Origin of the sequence: Pseudomonas sp. P116, assembly GCF_020149425.1 — a bacterium.
In the GTDB taxonomy this organism is placed as follows: domain Bacteria; phylum Pseudomonadota; class Gammaproteobacteria; order Pseudomonadales; family Pseudomonadaceae; genus Aquipseudomonas; species Aquipseudomonas anatoliensis.
The window spans coordinates 1-15,559 of the sequence record NZ_JACVHB010000003.1 but is presented as its reverse complement, the minus strand read 5'-3'; the positions used below and the strand labels follow the sequence as shown (position 1 = coordinate 15,559).

General features: G+C 57.4%; 16 protein-coding genes and 1 pseudogene. 8 read left to right on the top strand and 9 right to left on the bottom strand.

Features of this window, described 5'->3' with window-relative positions; all coding sequences use genetic code 11:
- Window positions 1-2: 2 nt before the first annotated feature.
- The 3 genes from trpD (at window position 3) to ICA15_RS10505 (ending at window position 2,720) form a co-directional block, all read left to right on the top strand.
- A complete protein-coding gene (trpD, locus tag ICA15_RS10515) occupies window positions 3-1,052 on the top strand; it encodes an anthranilate phosphoribosyltransferase (RefSeq protein ID WP_150601821.1) in 1,050 nt (349 codons plus the stop codon).
- Window positions 1,049-1,885, top strand: a complete 837-nt coding sequence (gene trpC, locus ICA15_RS10510) for an indole-3-glycerol phosphate synthase TrpC (RefSeq protein WP_150601820.1) — start codon at window positions 1,049-1,051, stop codon at window positions 1,883-1,885. Before trpD ends, trpC begins: the two co-directional genes overlap by 4 nt.
- A 136-nt stretch (window positions 1,886-2,021) precedes the next feature.
- Window positions 2,022-2,720, top strand: a complete 699-nt coding sequence (locus ICA15_RS10505; protein ID WP_411959653.1) for a biotin/lipoate A/B protein ligase family protein — start codon at window positions 2,022-2,024, stop codon at window positions 2,718-2,720.
- Window positions 2,721-2,729: 9 nt separating this feature from the next.
- On the opposite strand, the gene crp is transcribed toward ICA15_RS10505, so the two are convergent.
- Window positions 2,730-3,374 carry a cAMP-activated global transcriptional regulator CRP gene (crp, locus tag ICA15_RS10500; protein WP_150601818.1) on the bottom strand — a complete coding sequence of 215 codons (645 nt, stop codon included), beginning with the start codon at window positions 3,372-3,374 and terminating at the stop codon, window positions 2,730-2,732.
- 236 nt (window positions 3,375-3,610) lie between these two features.
- Here crp and ICA15_RS10495 point away from each other — a divergent pair, with 236 nt between their 5' ends.
- Together ICA15_RS10495 and speD are read left to right on the top strand one after the other, a co-directional pair.
- Window positions 3,611-4,033: an OsmC family protein gene (locus ICA15_RS10495; RefSeq protein WP_210553556.1), complete on the top strand. Its 423-nt coding sequence runs from the start codon at window positions 3,611-3,613 to the stop codon at window positions 4,031-4,033.
- Between the two features lie 237 nt (window positions 4,034-4,270).
- Window positions 4,271-5,065, top strand: a pseudogene (speD, locus tag ICA15_RS10490) (adenosylmethionine decarboxylase).
- Window positions 5,066-5,176: 111 nt separating this feature from the next.
- Here speD and coq7 read toward each other — a convergent pair.
- The 6 genes from coq7 to hemJ form a co-directional block, all read right to left on the bottom strand.
- Complete coding sequence (gene coq7, locus ICA15_RS10485) at window positions 5,177-5,824, bottom strand: 2-polyprenyl-3-methyl-6-methoxy-1,4-benzoquinone monooxygenase (protein WP_047303750.1); 648 nt, start codon at window positions 5,822-5,824, stop codon at window positions 5,177-5,179.
- Window positions 5,825-5,973: 149 nt separating this feature from the next.
- Window positions 5,974-6,312 carry a histidine triad nucleotide-binding protein gene (locus ICA15_RS10480; RefSeq protein ID WP_122594836.1) on the bottom strand — a complete coding sequence of 113 codons (339 nt, stop codon included), beginning with the start codon at window positions 6,310-6,312 and terminating at the stop codon, window positions 5,974-5,976.
- An 80-nt stretch (window positions 6,313-6,392) separates the two neighbouring features.
- Window positions 6,393-7,181 (bottom strand): SDR family NAD(P)-dependent oxidoreductase, encoded by a 789-nt coding sequence (locus tag ICA15_RS10475; protein ID WP_210553557.1) that lies wholly within the window; start codon window positions 7,179-7,181, stop codon window positions 6,393-6,395.
- 61 nt (window positions 7,182-7,242) lie between these two features.
- Window positions 7,243-8,193 carry a DUF805 domain-containing protein gene (locus ICA15_RS10470; RefSeq protein ID WP_210553558.1) on the bottom strand — a complete coding sequence of 317 codons (951 nt, stop codon included), beginning with the start codon at window positions 8,191-8,193 and terminating at the stop codon, window positions 7,243-7,245.
- A gap of 79 nt (window positions 8,194-8,272) precedes the next feature.
- Window positions 8,273-9,241: an NAD(P)H-dependent flavin oxidoreductase gene (locus ICA15_RS10465; protein ID WP_210553559.1), complete on the bottom strand. Its 969-nt coding sequence runs from the start codon at window positions 9,239-9,241 to the stop codon at window positions 8,273-8,275.
- A 33-nt stretch (window positions 9,242-9,274) separates the two neighbouring features.
- Complete coding sequence (hemJ, locus tag ICA15_RS10460) at window positions 9,275-9,703, bottom strand: protoporphyrinogen oxidase HemJ (protein ID WP_150601813.1); 429 nt, start codon at window positions 9,701-9,703, stop codon at window positions 9,275-9,277.
- A 135-nt stretch (window positions 9,704-9,838) separates the two neighbouring features.
- Between hemJ and argC the strand changes: the two genes are divergently transcribed.
- Together argC and erpA are read left to right on the top strand one after the other, a co-directional pair.
- Window positions 9,839-10,873 (top strand): N-acetyl-gamma-glutamyl-phosphate reductase, encoded by a 1,035-nt coding sequence (argC, locus tag ICA15_RS10455; protein WP_042561359.1) that lies wholly within the window; start codon window positions 9,839-9,841, stop codon window positions 10,871-10,873.
- 168 nt (window positions 10,874-11,041) lie between these two features.
- Entirely contained in the window at window positions 11,042-11,392 is a 351-nt protein-coding gene (gene erpA, locus ICA15_RS10450; RefSeq protein ID WP_042561358.1) for an iron-sulfur cluster insertion protein ErpA, read from the top strand.
- Window positions 11,393-11,467: 75 nt separating this feature from the next.
- Here erpA and ICA15_RS10445 read toward each other — a convergent pair whose 3' ends face one another.
- Together ICA15_RS10445 and ICA15_RS10440 are read right to left on the bottom strand one after the other, a co-directional pair.
- Complete coding sequence (locus tag ICA15_RS10445) at window positions 11,468-12,559, bottom strand: anhydro-N-acetylmuramic acid kinase (protein WP_210553560.1); 1,092 nt, start codon at window positions 12,557-12,559, stop codon at window positions 11,468-11,470.
- Window positions 12,560-12,562: 3 nt separating this feature from the next.
- Window positions 12,563-13,987: a peptidoglycan DD-metalloendopeptidase family protein gene (locus tag ICA15_RS10440; RefSeq protein ID WP_150617717.1), complete on the bottom strand. Its 1,425-nt coding sequence runs from the start codon at window positions 13,985-13,987 to the stop codon at window positions 12,563-12,565.
- 212 nt (window positions 13,988-14,199) lie between these two features.
- Here ICA15_RS10440 and tyrS point away from each other — a divergent pair, with 212 nt between their 5' ends.
- Window positions 14,200-15,399, top strand: coding sequence for a tyrosine--tRNA ligase (gene tyrS, locus ICA15_RS10435; RefSeq protein ID WP_210553561.1), 1,200 nt, complete (start codon window positions 14,200-14,202; stop codon window positions 15,397-15,399).
- Window positions 15,400-15,559 lie beyond the last annotated feature (160 nt).

Sequence of the window (15,559 nt, the reverse complement as noted above, 5' to 3'; positions counted from 1 at the left end):
CCATGAATATCAAGACAGCCCTGAGCCGTATCGTCGAGCACCTCGACCTCAGCACCGATGAAATGCGCGATGTGATGCGCGAAATCATGACCGGCCAATGCAGCGACGCACAGATCGGCGCGTTCATGATGGCCATGCGCATGAAGAGCGAGAGCATCGACGAAATCGTTGGCGCCGTGTCGGTCATGCGTGAGCTGGCCGATCAAGTCGAACTGAAAACACTCGACGGCGTGGTCGACGTGGTTGGCACCGGTGGTGACGGCGCCAACATTTTCAACGTATCCACTGCTTCTTCCTTTGTGGTTGCCGCTGCCGGTTGCACCGTAGCCAAGCACGGTAATCGCGCGGTATCGGGCAAGAGCGGCAGCGCCGATTTGCTTGAAGCGGCCGGCATCTATCTCAACCTGACGCCGGTTCAAGTCGCCCGTTGCATCGACAACGTCGGCATCGGTTTCATGTTTGCCCAGACCCATCACAAAGCCATGAAGTACGCCGCCGGCCCGCGCCGCGATCTCGGCCTGCGTACGCTGTTCAACATGCTCGGCCCGCTTACGAATCCGGCCGGTGTGAAACATCAGGTGGTGGGCGTGTTCACTCAGGCCTTGTGCCGGCCTCTGGCCGAAGTATTGCAGCGTCTGGGCAGTAAACATGTGCTGGTGGTGCATTCGAAGGACGGTCTGGACGAGTTCAGTCTCGCCGCGCCGACTTATGTCGCCGAGCTGAAAAACAACGAAATCACCGAATATTGGGTCGAGCCGGAAGATCTGGGCATGAAGAGCCAGAGCCTGCACGGCTTGTCGGTCGACGGCCCGGAAGCGTCGCTGGCGCTGATCCGCGATGCACTGGGCAAACGCAAAACCGAAAACGGCCAGAAAGCCGCTGAAATGATTGTGCTCAACGCCGGTGCAGCGCTCTACGCCGCCGACGTCGCCAGCAGTTTGAAACAGGGCGTGGAGCTTGCGCACGACGCCCTGCATACCGGCCTCGCTCGGGAGAAACTCGAGGAGCTGGGTGCCTTTACCGCGGTATTCAGAGTGGAGAATGAAGGATGAGTGTACCGACGGTTCTGGAAAACATTCTGGCCCGCAAAGTTCAGGAAGTCGCCGAGCGTAGCGCCCGCGTGAGCCTGAGCGAGCTGGAAAGTCTGGCCAAGGCGGCCGATGCACCACGCGGTTTTGCCCAGGCATTGCTGGCGCAGGCCAAGAAGAAACAACCAGCGGTCATTGCCGAAATCAAGAAGGCTTCGCCGAGCAAAGGCGTGATCCGCGAGAACTTCGTTCCGGCCGACATCGCCAAAAGCTACGAGAAGGGCGGGGCGACCTGTCTTTCTGTGCTGACCGACATCGATTACTTCCAAGGCGCCGACGCTTATCTGCAACAGGCGCGCGCCGCGTGCAAGTTGCCGGTAATCCGCAAGGACTTCATGATCGATCCGTACCAGATCGTCGAAGCCCGTGCGCTGGGCGCCGACTGTGTGCTGCTGATCGTCTCCGCGCTGGACGATGTGAAAATGGCCGAACTGGCTGCGGTGGCCAAAGGCGTCGGTCTCGATGTGCTGGTGGAAGTGCACGACGGTGATGAACTGGAGCGCGCGTTGAAAACACTCGACACGCCACTGGTCGGCGTCAACAACCGCAACCTGCATACCTTCGACGTCAGCCTGGAAACCACCCTCGATCTGTTGCCGCGTATTCCGCGCGATCGTCTGGTGATCACCGAGAGCGGCATCCTCAATCGTGCCGATGTCGAGTTGATGGAAATCAGCGACGTGTATGCGTTCCTGGTGGGCGAGGCATTTATGCGTGCGGAAAGCCCGGGCACTGAATTGCAGCGTCTGTTCTTCCCAGAGCGCGGTGTCGCAATCAGCGGTTCGACCCTCGACTGACTACCGTTAGACCGAGTTGACGGCATCGCGAGCAGGCTCACTCCTACACTTGGAATGCGTTCCCCTGTAGGAGTGAGCCTGCTCGCGATGCCGTCATTAGAAACTCTACAGATTGAACTGTCTGGCGGATAACTTGATGACTCCAACCTCCCTCACCATCGAAGCGGGCCTCCAGGCCGAACAAGACTTGCTCGCCTCAGTCTGTGCCGGCGACTCAGAGTTCGGCCTTCTATTCTGGCAGCCCAATGACCGCGCCCTGGTCATGCCTCGCCGCCTCAATCGTCTACCCGGTTTCGATCACGCCTGCGAAGTCTCCGCCGCCGCCGGCTGGCCAGTACTCCTTCGCGAGACGGGCGGTGAACCTGTCCCGCAATCAGCCTCGACCATCAACATCGCGCTGGTCTACGCACCACCGCGCAGCGAAGGCGATCTGAATCGCATCGAAACGGGCTACCGGCGTCTTTGCGATCCGATTTGTCAGTTGCTGGATGAGTTGGGCGGTACGTCGTCACTGGGTGAAATTGATGGGGCGTTCTGCGATGGTCGCTTCAACGTCAATCTCGACGGCCGCAAAATGGTCGGCACCGCCCAACGCTGGCGTCAGAGTCAGGGGGGGCAGCGTCCGGTGGGTCTGGTGCACGGTGCGATGTTGATGGATGACGAGCGCGAATCGATGGTGGCGGCGGTCAATCGCTTCAACGAAGCTTGTGGCCTCGAGCAGCGGGTACGTGCGCAAAGCCACATTGCCCTGCATGAAAAATTCAACGCGCCACAGGCATTGGCGCGTCTTGATGAGCTGTTTCGATTGATGCTGGCGCAGATGTACAGCGCCTGAGTTTCGAGCTTACCGCGTACCGAAGACCACCATGGTCTTGCCTTTCACGTCGACCAGGTTGCGTTCCTCAAGATCCTTGAGCACGCGACCGACCATCTCTCGCGAGCAGCCGACAATTCGCCCGATTTCCTGACGCGTCACCTTGATCTGCATGCCGTCGGGATGGGTCATCGCGTCCGGCTGTTTGCACAGTTCCAGCAGGCAACGGGCGACACGACCGGTCACGTCGAAGAACGCCAGATCGCCGACCTTGCGCGTGGTGTTGCGCAAGCGTTGTGCGATTTGTCCGCTGAGCACGTAAAGAATGTCTGGATCCTGCTGCGACAATTCACGGAATTTCACGTAACTGATTTCCGCAACTTCGCATTCGACCTTGGCCCGCACCCAGGCGCTGCGTTGCTGTTCCTGGCCAGCCTGTTCGAACAGGCCCAATTCACCGAAGAAGTCCCCGGCGTTGAGGTAAGCGATGATCATCTCGCGACCGTCGTCGTCTTCGATCAGGATCGTCACCGAACCCTTGATGATGAAGTACAACGTATCCGAACGGTCGCCGGCGCAGATGATGTTGCTCTTGGCTGCATGACGACGACGCTGACAATGCATCAGCAGCTTGTCGAGGTTCTTGATTTTGGGTGTGGGGGTAATAGCAACCATGGTTGTATCCCGAAAAGACTGCACGGTGATGTTTGATTTTTTTATGAGGCGCTGAAGGCGGTCGCTACACAGCTGGCATGGGCGCCAGCGAATTGGCGCCAGCTTACCAGACACTTCGTCGCAAATTCGAGAAATTACCTACACAGTTGGAGCATTCGTCCTAGGAATGCTGCTCGCTGTCAGGGCAATCCCCTGTGCTAAGCTGGCGACCCTTTTTTTACAGTGGAGTCTGGGCGATGAAGGCACGCATCCAATGGGCTGGCGAAGCCATGTTCCTCGGCGAATCCGGTAGCGGTCATGTCGTGGTCATGGACGGCCCGCCGGACGCCGGTGGTCGTAATCTGGGTGTCCGCCCGATGGAGATGCTCCTGATGGGTGTCGGCGGTTGCAGCAACTTCGACGTGGTCAGCATTCTGAAGAAGTCCCGCCAGGCCGTTGAAAGCTGTGAAGCCTTCCTCGAAGCCGAGCGTGCGACCGAAGACCCGAAGGTGTTCACCAAGATCCACATGCACTTTGTGGTCAAGGGCCGTGGGCTAAAAGAAGCCCAGGTCAAACGCGCCATCGAACTGTCTGCCGAGAAGTATTGCTCGGCTTCGATCATGCTTGGCGCGGCTGGCGTGGCGATCACCCACGATTACGAAATCGTCGAACTCGGTTGAAGCGACATTCAACTATCATAAAGGCAGTGCAGACTCTGGCGATCCCCCACTGACGTCTGCATAATGCGCCACTTTTTTCAGGGCAGTGACCGGTCAGCCGACAGGTCATCCGCCTGAACAGATAACCAAAATCGCCATAGCGAAGAGGTGTTAACGGTCCTACGCAGGTGCGTTGTTCGCATTTGACGGGCATGCTTGATCACGCGGCTGTGCCGCATACATAGAGAGTTTTTAACGGTGAAAAGCAAACTCAAGCTCCACGGGTTCAATAACCTGACAAAGACCTTGAGCTTCAACATCTATGACATCTGCTACGCGGAAACCCCGCAAGACCAGCAGGCGTACGTCGAGTACATCAATCAAGAGTACAACGCCGAACGTCTGACGCAGATCCTCACGGAAGTTGTAGAAATCATTGGTGCCAACATTCTGAACATTGCGAGTCAGAACTATGAGCCTCAGGGTGCCAGTGTCACAATTCTGATCTCGGAAGAGCCGGTGACCCCGACTGAAAGCCAGATCGAAGAATCGCCAGGTCCGTTGCCCGAAATTATCCTGGCCCACCTCGACAAGAGTCACATCACGGTGCATACCTATCCGGAAATACACCCGGATGCCGGTATTGCGACTTTCCGTGTAGACATCGATGTGTCGACCTGTGGTGTCATTTCACCGCTTAAAGCGCTCAATTTCCTCATTCACCAGTTCGATTAGGACATCGTGACCGTGGATTACCGTGTGCGCGGCTTCACCCGTGACGTTGAGGGCAACAAGCACTTCATCGACCACGAGATCAATTCGATCCAGAACTACCTTTCCCAAGACACTCGCGACGCGTATCAGATGACCGACGTGAACGTGTACCAGGAAAACCTGTTCCACACCAAAATGCTGCTGAAGAACTTCGAACTGGACAACTACCTGTTCGGCGACGCCACCAGCAATCTGTCGTCCGAGCAACGTGCCCAGGTGACTGATCGTGTGAAACACGAGATGCTGGAAATCTTCTACGCGCGCAACATGCCGACGTAAGAGTTTCAGGCACAAAAAAGGCGACCTTTCGGTCGCCTTTTTTTTGTTTCGCTACAGGACCCTGTGGGAGCCGGCTTGCCAGCGATAAGTCCCTGTCCGACGATGCAAACTTCAGATCCGATAAGTACTCTTGGTCATCACCTTGGCCAACAGACTCATCCCGAACTTCACCGGTGCCGGAAACCGGAAACCACCCGCATCCAGCGCACTCTCGGCATGATGCTCTTCATCAATGCGCATCTGTTCAAGGATCGCCCGGGATTTTTCGTCCTCGACTGGCAGTTGCTCCAGGTGCTCGTTCAAGTGCTTGCATACCTGATGCTCGGTCGCCGCAACAAACCCGAGGCTGACCTTGTCGCTGATCAGACCGGCCACAGCGCCAATCCCGAACGACATGCCATAGAACAGCGGATTAAGCACGCTGGTATGACTGCCCAACTGGTGAATACGCTGTTCGCACCAGACCAGATGGTCAATCTCTTCTTCGGCCGCATGCTCCATGGCCTTGCGCACTTGTGGCAGCTTGGCGGTCAGCGCCTGTCCCTGATACAGCGCCTGGGCACAGACTTCGCCGGTGTGGTTGATGCGCATCAGCCCGGCGACGTGGCGGGTGTCTTCGTCGCTCATCTGGGTTTCCGGCTGCAGAATCGCCGGTGACGGACGGTACGGCTGGCCGCTGAAGGGCAGCAAGGTACGCATCGCGGCATCGGCTTGCAGCAGAAGACGGTCAATCGGCGAGTAGTGACGTTGGGTAGTCATGCTGACCTCCGGGAAGAATCTCGGCGGCCAGTTTAACCGAATCGGCCGGAGAAGGTTTGCGCTGGGTCATTTGTGGCTGTTCATGCTTGATGACGCTTCATGTAGGAGCGGCCCGAGCCATCGGCAGCTCCTACACAGGTCGCGCTGGATCAGCCCGGCGGCCAGTTCATCTGGCGTTGTCCGAGTACGTGCATATGAATGTGGTAGACGGTCTGCCCACCCTTTTCATTGCAGTTCATGACGACCCGGAAACCCTCTTCACAGCCCAGTTCCAGTGCCAGACGTTGCGCGGTAAACAGGATATGCCCGGCCAGTGCCTTGTCGTCTTCGGTCAGGTCATTGAGGGTGCGCACCGGTTTTTTCGGGATCACCAGAAAATGCACCGGTGCCTGAGGGGCGATATCGTGGAAGGCCAGAACCTGGTCGTCCTCGTAGATGATGTTGGCCGGGATTTCCCGGTTGATGATCTTGGTGAACAGAGTATCCACTGCTGTTTTCTCCGTTGTTTGGGCTGGTCTGAGTGTACTCATGGGGACTGAACCCGCCCAGTGTTTTGCCGTAGGACAGATCAGCGCGGGCAGTAGGCCTTGTTGACCATGCCGACGATGGTGCGGTTCAGCCAGCGCGAACCCAGTCGCGGTAAAAACGCGACCCAGCGGTTGCGCCGACCCGGAATGATGATCGCGCGATTTTTCTCCAGCGCGCGAACGGTATAGAGCGCGACTTCTTCGGGGCTCATCAGCATTTTGCTGTCTTTGAGTTTGTCACTGTTCAACTGCGCAGTGCTGAAAAAAGCCGTGCGGGTCGGGCCTGGGCAGAGCACCGAAACTTTCACCGCGCTTTGCTTGAGCTCAACTCGCAATGCTTCGGAGAAGTGCAGCACATAAGCCTTGCTGGCGTAATAGGTGCTCATCCACGGGCCAGGATTGAACGCCGCCACGGAGGCAACGTTGAGAATCTGTCCGCCACCCTGCAGCGCCATGCTGTTGCCAATCGCATGGCACAGGCGGGTGAGGGCGAGGATGTTTACTTCGATCAGGTCCTGCTCGGTCATCCAGTCCTGAGCCAGGAAAGGGCCGCAAGTACCGATGCCGGCGCAGTTCACCAACAGGTCGATTTGCCGGTCACCTTCTTCCAGCTCCAGCAAGAAGCCGGACAGGCGCAGCGGTTCGCCCAGATCGCAGGCACGGAACAGGACCTCGACGCCGAAGCGCTGGGTCAGTTCGATTGCAATACTTTCCAGCTGATCACGCTGTCGTGCCACCAGAATCAGGCTGCGGCCGCGCCGGGCCAGCGCTTCGGCCATGGCCAGGCCGATGCCGCTGGAGGCGCCAGTGATCAGAGCGTAACGGGTCATGCAGTTCTCCATCGCAACAGCTCCGCGCCAGCGACGCGGGTGTCACGGCGGGGAGCGCTGTTCATTCTTCCGCAGAGTCTACAGGGGCCTGCGCCGCTTCGGCTGCTTCGTCGCTGGAATTCGCTGCCGGTTCGACCTCTACTTCAACTTCATCGGTGGTCATCGAGCCGCTGTCGTAGCTGCTTTCGAGGCTGGTTTCGTATTCCTGCTGGATGGCCGAAATCCCGCCGAGTATCCCGCCCAAGAAAAACAACCCGATAAAGACGATCCACAGTGCACTCAAAACCTTGACTGCTGTGTTGTTGGGCGGAGGTGGTGGCCCGTATCGGTTGGCACCGGTATTGCCCGGCACGACCATGAGTACAAAAGGAAAGATGCTGCCCACGAATGGGACCAGGGTCAGCAACCACAGCCAGCCGGACCAACCGATATCGTGCAGGCGTTGCACGGTGAAGAAAATGCTGATGACGATAAGCGCCAAACCCAGAAAGAGCGCGACGATGCCGCCGATGATCAGTCCGCTGGTGGATTCTGTGCTGACCAGTCCCACGGCAATCAGCGCGAAAATGCTGATGATCGGCAGGCTTACCAATGTCACGACCATCGTCCAGGCCAAGAAGCGCAAACGACCGATCCGGCCTTCCACACCAAGCGGTTTGAGCGGTGCAAACCCTGCGAAGGTTTCACCGACGCTGGCCCGCGGTGGCGCATAAGGCGAAATGGGCTCTGCCACGGCAGCGGATTGTTCGCGTACGTCCGAGAGGTTCAGCTCGATGGCTGTTTCGGCTTCGATCCGGGCGTCGATCCCGGTTTTGTTCAATGCTTGCAGATAGGTCTGCGCTTCGCTGTGAGACAGATCGCGCTTGAGTGCCACGGTGCTGCCGTTGAACAGCCGCTCAATGCTGGCCACTTCGCTTTTGAATAGATCTGCGAGATTAAGCTTGGCGGTGGTGATATCGACACCGGGCTGTAGAGCTCCATCGAAAACGATCTTGTAACGGGGGTCGCTCATGGCCGAGGCATCCTTGTCGCGATAGATTGAAAGGTCGTCAGTGTAAAGCCAGTCCGCTAGCGACTGGCCTGATTTTTTCTTAGCGCGGCCAGCGTTGCGGCAACTGCGCGGCACGTTCCTGAGCCTGCCGGTATTCAGTGTCGAGGCGGGTGATCAACTGATCCACGCTGGGCAGATCATCAATCTGCCCGACACCCTGACCGGCAGACCAGACAGTCTTCCAGGCTTTGGCTTCATCGCTGATCGGCTTGAGCTTGTCACCGAAATTGACTTCGCCTTTGCCTTGCAGCGCCGCCAGGTCGAAACCCGCAGCCTCGAGGCTTTGGCGCATGAAGCTGGCCGGCACCCCCGACACCGCTGGAGTATGAATGATGTCGGCTGCTTTGGCTGTCAGCAGCATCTCCTTGTAGGCGTCAGGCGCATGACTTTCGGTGGTGCCGATAAATCGCGTACCGAAGTAGGCCAAATCCGCACCGAGCAATTGAGCGGCCAGAATCTCATGGCCATGGTTCAAACATCCTGCAAGCAATAGCGTTTTGTCGAAGAACTGACGGATCTCGGCGATCAGCGCAAATGGACTCCACGTACCTGCATGGCCCCCGGCGCCGGCTGCGACGGCAATCAAACCATCGACGCCAGCCTCGGCGGCTTTCTCGGCATGGCGGCGAGTGGTTACATCATGGAAGACCAAGCCTCCATAACTGTGCACCGCGTCGACTAACTCTTTCACCGCGCCGAGGCTGGTGATGACGATCGGCACTTTATGTTCGACGCAAATAGCCAGGTCCGCCTGCAAGCGCGGGTTGCTGTTGTGAACGATCAGGTTCACCGCATACGGCGCCGGATTGTCCAGTGTCGCCAGGCCCGCCTCGATCTGCTCCAGCCAGGCTTTGAACCCGCTGCTTTCGCGCTGGTTCAGCGCCGGGAAGCTGCCGACCACGCCATTACGGCCGCAGGCCAGTACCAGTTCCGGGTTGGAAATCAGGAACATCGGCGCCACCACTACAGGCAAGCGCAGACGTTGTTCGAGCAGAACGGGCAGCGACATTAGGAACACCCCAAAGATTTGTACTGGTTGAAGTTAGAACGGCTTGACCACCACCAGAATTACGATAGCCAGCAATATCAGAACCGGCACTTCATTGAACCAGCGATAAAAGACATGGCTGCGGGTGTTCTCGCCACGGGCAAAACGTTTTACCTGCGCGCCGCACATGTGGTGGTAGCCGATGAGCAAGACGACAAGGGTCAGCTTGGCGTGAATCCAGCCACCCATGCTGAAGATGCTCGGGTTGAGGTAGATCAGCCAGCCACCGAAGATCAGCGTGGCGATCATCGCCGGGCCCATGATGCCGCGATAGAGCTTGCGCTCCATGACGCTGAAGCGTTCTTTGCTGATCGTGTCTTCACTCTGTGCGTGATAAACGAACAGCCGCGGCAGGTAGAACAGCCCGGCAAACCAGCACACGAGGCTGACGATATGAAACGCTTTGATCCACAGATAGAGCATTTTTAGTTATTCCCAGGTTCACGGTAGCCTGGATAGTAGAGGCTTGAGCGTCCGCACGTCACCTTGACGGTTGTCGCAGGCGCGCGCGGCCCCTATTATCGACGGCTTTCCAGTGGGTTCGTTGAGGGCAGGTTTATGGTCAAGGTCGGTATCGTCGGCGGCACGGGTTACACCGGTGTCGAACTGCTGCGTCTGTTGGCACAGCATCCGCAGGCAGAAGTGGCAGTCATCACTTCCCGATCCGAGGCCGGTCTGGCCGTGGCTGATATGTACCCGAACCTGCGCGGTCATTACGACGGCTTGGCCTTCAGCGTGCCGGACATCAAAACCCTCGGCGCTTGCGACGTGGTGTTCTTCGCCACGCCGCACGGTGTCGCTCACGCTCTGGCGGGTGAGCTGCTGGCGGCAGGCACGAAGGTCATCGATCTGTCGGCAGACTTCCGTCTGCAAGACGCTGAGGAATGGGCCAAGTGGTACGGTCAGCCGCACGGCGCACCAGAGTTGCTGGATGAGGCGGTCTACGGTCTGCCGGAAGTCAATCGTGAGCAAATCAGGAAAGCCCGTTTGATCGCAGTGCCAGGGTGCTATCCGACGGCTACGCAATTGGGTTTTCTGCCGCTGCTTGAAGCAGGTCTGGCCGACACCTCGCGTTTGATTGCCGACTGCAAATCCGGTGTCAGCGGTGCCGGTCGCGGCGCGGCTGTAGGTTCTTTGTACTCCGAGACGTCGGAAAGCATGAAGGCTTATGCGGTGAAAGGTCACCGTCATCTGCCGGAAATTCGCCAGGGTTTGCGTCGTGCCGCGGGCAAGGATGTTGGTCTGACCTTCGTGCCGCACCTGACTCCGATGATCCGTGGGATTCACTCCACGCTTTACGCGACAGTGGTTGATCGCTCGGTTGATCTGCAGGCGCTGTTTGAAAAGCGTTATGCCAACGAACCGTTCGTCGATGTCATGCCGGCTGGCAGCCATCCGGAGACTCGCAGCGTGCGTGGCGCCAACGTCTGCCGCATCGCGGTTCACCGTCCACAGGATGGCGATCTGGTGGTGGTGTTGTCGGTGATCGACAATCTGGTCAAAGGCGCCTCGGGGCAGGCGGTACAGAACATGAACATCCTGTTCGGGCTGGATGAGCGTTTCGGCTTGTCTCACGCCGGTATGCTGCCGTAACATTTTAAGTCGCACAGCAAAAAGGCCCGTTGAACGGGCCTTTTTGCATTCTGAACAGCTCGTCGGCTTTATTGATATACCGTAACAATAGTTGACCGATTTTCTCGGACAAGCGGATAATGCGCGTCATCACGCATTATGGCGGCGTAACGCCGGGAGATAGTCAGCATGAGCGTCGAATCCTTCACCCCCACGGCTTTGCAATTCACCCAAGGTGCTGCGCACAAGGTGAAGAGCCTGGTCGATGAAGAGGGGAATGATCGCTTGAAGCTGCGCGTATTCGTTACGGGCGGCGGTTGTTCAGGGTTTCAATACGGTTTCACCTTCGATGAAGATGTTGCCGAGGACGACACCATTGTCGAGCGCGAAGGCGTAAGTCTGGTGGTTGATCCGATGAGCTTCCAGTACTTGGCCGGTGCGGAGGTGGACTACCAGGAAGGTCTGGAAGGTTCTCGCTTCGTGATCAAGAACCCGAATGCTTCCACGACTTGTGGTTGCGGCTCGTCGTTTTCGATCTGATCGCACTTCGCTGCACACGATAAAACGCCGCAGAGCCTTACGGTTCTGCGGCGTTTTTTATTGCCGGCGTTTTGCTCAGTTGGGGTAGATGGCACCGAGTACACGCAGGCCTTTGGCGCCGGTGACGCTCGGGCGGTTGGTGGCGATGCCTTCGAGGCAGCAATGAGCCAGCCAGGCGAAAGCCATGGCTTCTACCCAGTCAGGATCTACGCCATGAGTGGCGGTGCTGGCGACTTTCGCGTTTGGCAGCAACTCGGCAAGACGATTCATCAGTGTCGCGTTGTGTGCGCCGCCACCGCAGACCAGCAGTTCGCGGGTATCCGATTGAGCGCTTTTCAGCGACTCAATAATGGTCAGCGCAGTCAGTTCGAGTAACGTTGCCTGTACGTTTTCAGCTGGGTACGCCTGCAGGCTTGCAAGGTGTTGTTCCAGCCAGGGCAGGTTGAACACTTCCCGGCCAGTACTTTTCGGGCCTTTGGTCACGAAGAACGGATCGCTGAGCAATGCTTTCAATAGGGTTGGCTCAACAGATCCGGAGGCTGCCCACTGGCCGTTGCGATCATAGTTATCGCCACGCTGCTGCTGAATCCAGGCGTCCATCAGAACATTCCCAGGCCCGCAGTCGAAACCGGCTACAGGCTTGGTCGGCTCAATCAGACTCAGATTGCTGAAACCGCCGACATTCAAGACAGCCTGATTGCCGGTACGCTCTTCGAACAAAGCTTCATGGAAGGCTGGCACCAGAGGCGCACCTTGACCGCCGGCAGCGACGTCGCGGCTGCGGAAGTCACTGACCACCGTGATACCCGTCAGTTCTGTCAGCAGGGCAGGGTTACCAATCTGTACGGTGAAACCGCGCGCTGGCTCGTGGCGAATAGTCTGGCCATGGCTGCCGATCGCACGGATAGCTTCAGGTTTGAGTTGTTGCTGGCCGAGGAGGGCATGGATGCCCTGTGCCGCGAGCCTTACCCATTTTTGCTGGGCAATCGCCGAGCGAGCGATCTCGTCGGGGCCGCTTGCGCACAAGCCAAGCAGCTCGGCGCGCAGGGATTCAGGCATGGGAATGTAGTGCGTGGCGATCAGTTTGATCGCCGTGGTTTGCTCGATCAGGGCGATGTCCAGCCCGTCGAGACTGGTTCCGGACATCACACCGATATAGAGAGCCATGGCTTAACGCTTGCTTGAAGCCAGCATGGTGGCCTTCTCTTGGTTCATGCGCGCCATCAGTGGTTGGCTCTGCGCCAGGAAGCGGGCGCGTTCGGCTTTGGCGATTGGATCGGCCATTGGCAGCTTCTGGCCCAGAGGGTCGACGTGAACGCCATTGACCTGGAACTCATAGTGCAAGTGCGGGCCGGTCGACAGGCCGGTCGTGCCGATATAGCCGATCACTTGGCCCTGCTTGACGCTGCCGCCGGTCTTCACACCTTTGGCGAAGCCTTGCATGTGGCCGTAAAGCGTACGGTAAGTATTGCCGTGTTGAATGATTACAGTGTTGCCGTAGCCACCGCGGCGGCCGGCCAGCAGCACTTTGCCGTCACCGGCAGCCTTGATCGGCGTGCCGCGCGGGGCTGCGTAGTCGACGCCTTTGTGGGCGCGGATCTTGTTAAGGATTGGGTGCTTGCGGCCCATGGAGAACTTGGAACTGATGCGGGCGAAGTCCACCGGAGTGCGGATGAACGCCTTGCGCATGCTGTTGCCATCGGCAGTGTAGTAGCTGCTATTACCCTGTTTGTTGGTGTAACGCACAGCGGTGTAAGTCTTGCCGCGGTTGGTGAAGCGTGCTGACAGGATGGGGCCGGTGCCGACAGCTTTACCGTTGACCACTTTCTGTTCGTAGATCACATCGAATTCATCGCCCTGGCGAATGTCCTGAGCGAAGTCAACGTCGTAGCCGAAGACACTGGCCATATCCATGGTCAGGCTATGGGAAAGCCCGGCGCGAGCGGCGGATTGCGATAGCGAACTGTTGATTACACCGTGAGCGTAGGCGGTGCGAACGGTAGGTTTTGTAGTAATTCGGTTGAAGGTGAAGCCCTTGTCATTCTTGGTCAGGGTGATGGTTTCAACGTCGTTGACTTTGCTGTGCAGGCTTGTCAGTTGACCTTCAGGATTGAGTTCGAACTCGAGTTTCTGGCCGCGCTTGAGCTGGCTGAACTGTTTGGCTTGTTTGTCGCTGGCCAGAACGTCATGCACAGCGGTTGCAGGCAAACCGACCTTTTCGAACAGGGTCGATAGCGTATCGCCTTTTGCGACAACTACTTCTCGATGGCCAGGGGCTTGTGGTTTTTCAGCGATCGGAGCCGGGGCGGGCGCGGCTTCAGCGGTTTGTGGTGTGTTTTCTTCACTGTTTTCGATTTGGGCGAACGGCGAGGCTACAGGCTCATTTGTGGCTTGAGCGGCGTCTGCAGCGTCTTGATCTTGTGTCAGTTGTTCAGCAGGACTTTCCAGTTCAAGGCTCAGGGTTGTCTTTTTGGCTTCTACATCACTGGAGGGAAATACCAGGAGCGCCAGGCTGAGAAGGGCGGCGATTCCACTTGCAGCGAGCAGGTGGGTCTTCGGGTAAAGCGGCGGCGCTTTAGACGGTTCGGTGGTCATAGGTAATTTTGACTTTGAAAAGTGATGAATTGGAAAAGATGAATGACATGATGAAGATGAAATAACTGTATAAAATATAACCAAATCATCTCTGAAGCAAGTCTACAGACATCGCGTCTGTGGATTGGTGTCCGTGCGCCGGGCAAAACTTGTAATTGGTGCGCGATCTTGTATGGTTGGTTCCCTTTGAATCTGAGCCTTGCGGGTCTGTTATGAAGTCGGTTGAAGAGCAGCTAGCGCTGATAAAACGTGGTGCGGAAGAACTGTTGGTCGAGTCCGAGCTGATCGAGAAGCTCAAGCGCGGCCAACCGCTGCGTATCAAGGCTGGTTTTGATCCAACCGCTCCGGATCTGCACTTGGGTCATACCGTGCTTATTAATAAGCTGCGTCAGTTCCAGGAGCTGGGGCATCAGGTGATCTTCCTTATAGGGGACTTCACCGGGATGATCGGTGATCCGAGCGGCAAGAGCGCCACTCGTCCGCCGTTGACCCGTGAGCAGGTCCTGGAAAACGCCGAGACTTATAAAACTCAGGTGTTCAAAATTCTCGATCCGGCGAAAACCGAAGTTGCTTTCAACTCCACCTGGATGGATCAGATGGGGCCGGCGGACTTCATTCGTCTGACTTCGCAGTACACCGTCGCGCGCATGCTTGAGCGCGATGACTTCGACAAGCGTTACACCACCAACCAGCCAATCGCTATTCACGAGTTTCTCTACCCGCTGGTTCAGGGGTATGACTCGGTCGCTCTGCGTGCGGACGTCGAGTTGGGCGGTACCGATCAGAAGTTCAACTTGCTGATGGGGCGTGAGCTGCAGCGTGGTTATGGTCAGGAAGCTCAGTGCATTCTGACGATGCCTCTGCTCGAAGGCCTCGATGGCGTGAAGAAGATGTCCAAGTCACTGGGCAACTACGTCGGTATTCAGGAAGCGCCGGGCGTCATGTACAGCAAGCTCGTATCGATTCCGGATGCGCTGATGTGGCGTTACTTCGAATTGCTCAGCTTCCGCTCGATGGACGAAATCGATGCATTGCGTGCTGATGTAGCGGCAGGCGCCAATCCGCGTGATGTAAAAATCAAGCTGGCTGAAGAGATCGTTGCGCGCTTCCATGGTGAAGAGGCTGCAGCGAACGCTCACCGCGCGGCGGGTAATCGTATGAAGGATGGCGAGCTCCCGGATGATCTGCCGGAGATCGAACTGGCTTCTGCTGAAGATATGCCGATTGCCGCCGTCCTTAATAAGGCAGGTCTGGTGAAGAACTCGGCGGCGGCGCGTGATCTTCTGGCGTCCGGCGGTGTACGCATAGATGGTGAGGTCGTTGATCGCTCCTTTATATATGTAGTGGGTGCGACCCACGTTTGCCAGGCTGGCAAGAAAGCTTTTGCACGTATCACGCTGAAATCTGAATAAAATCGAAAATAGCGGTTGACGGCAGATTCCAGGCGTCTATAATTCGCCCCACTTCCGGCGCAGTCGAAACGGAAAACTCCTTGAGATTCAATGAGTTAAGTAGGTTTCGAGAGCGGGTCGCTTCAGTTCATCGAAGCCTGGAAGGAGTTGAAAGAGCGGT

Coding starts and splice junctions, on each gene's coding strand:
- trpD (WP_150601821.1), top strand. CDS start 3: ATGAATATCAAGACAGCCCTGAGCCGTATCGTCGAGCACCTCGACCTC.
- trpC (WP_150601820.1), top strand. CDS start 1,049: ATGAGTGTACCGACGGTTCTGGAAAACATTCTGGCCCGCAAAGTTCAG.
- ICA15_RS10505 (WP_411959653.1), top strand. CDS start 2,022: ATGACTCCAACCTCCCTCACCATCGAAGCGGGCCTCCAGGCCGAACAA.
- crp (WP_150601818.1), bottom strand. CDS start 3,374: ATGGTTGCTATTACCCCCACACCCAAAATCAAGAACCTCGACAAGCTG.
- ICA15_RS10495 (WP_210553556.1), top strand. CDS start 3,611: ATGAAGGCACGCATCCAATGGGCTGGCGAAGCCATGTTCCTCGGCGAA.
- coq7 (WP_047303750.1), bottom strand. CDS start 5,824: ATGACTACCCAACGTCACTACTCGCCGATTGACCGTCTTCTGCTGCAA.
- ICA15_RS10475 (WP_210553557.1), bottom strand. CDS start 7,181: ATGACCCGTTACGCTCTGATCACTGGCGCCTCCAGCGGCATCGGCCTG.
- ICA15_RS10470 (WP_210553558.1), bottom strand. CDS start 8,193: ATGAGCGACCCCCGTTACAAGATCGTTTTCGATGGAGCTCTACAGCCC.
- ICA15_RS10465 (WP_210553559.1), bottom strand. CDS start 9,241: ATGTCGCTGCCCGTTCTGCTCGAACAACGTCTGCGCTTGCCTGTAGTG.
- hemJ (WP_150601813.1), bottom strand. CDS start 9,703: ATGCTCTATCTGTGGATCAAAGCGTTTCATATCGTCAGCCTCGTGTGC.
- argC (WP_042561359.1), top strand. CDS start 9,839: ATGGTCAAGGTCGGTATCGTCGGCGGCACGGGTTACACCGGTGTCGAA.
- erpA (WP_042561358.1), top strand. CDS start 11,042: ATGAGCGTCGAATCCTTCACCCCCACGGCTTTGCAATTCACCCAAGGT.
- ICA15_RS10445 (WP_210553560.1), bottom strand. CDS start 12,559: ATGGCTCTCTATATCGGTGTGATGTCCGGAACCAGTCTCGACGGGCTG.
- ICA15_RS10440 (WP_150617717.1), bottom strand. CDS start 13,987: ATGACCACCGAACCGTCTAAAGCGCCGCCGCTTTACCCGAAGACCCAC.
- tyrS (WP_210553561.1), top strand. CDS start 14,200: ATGAAGTCGGTTGAAGAGCAGCTAGCGCTGATAAAACGTGGTGCGGAA.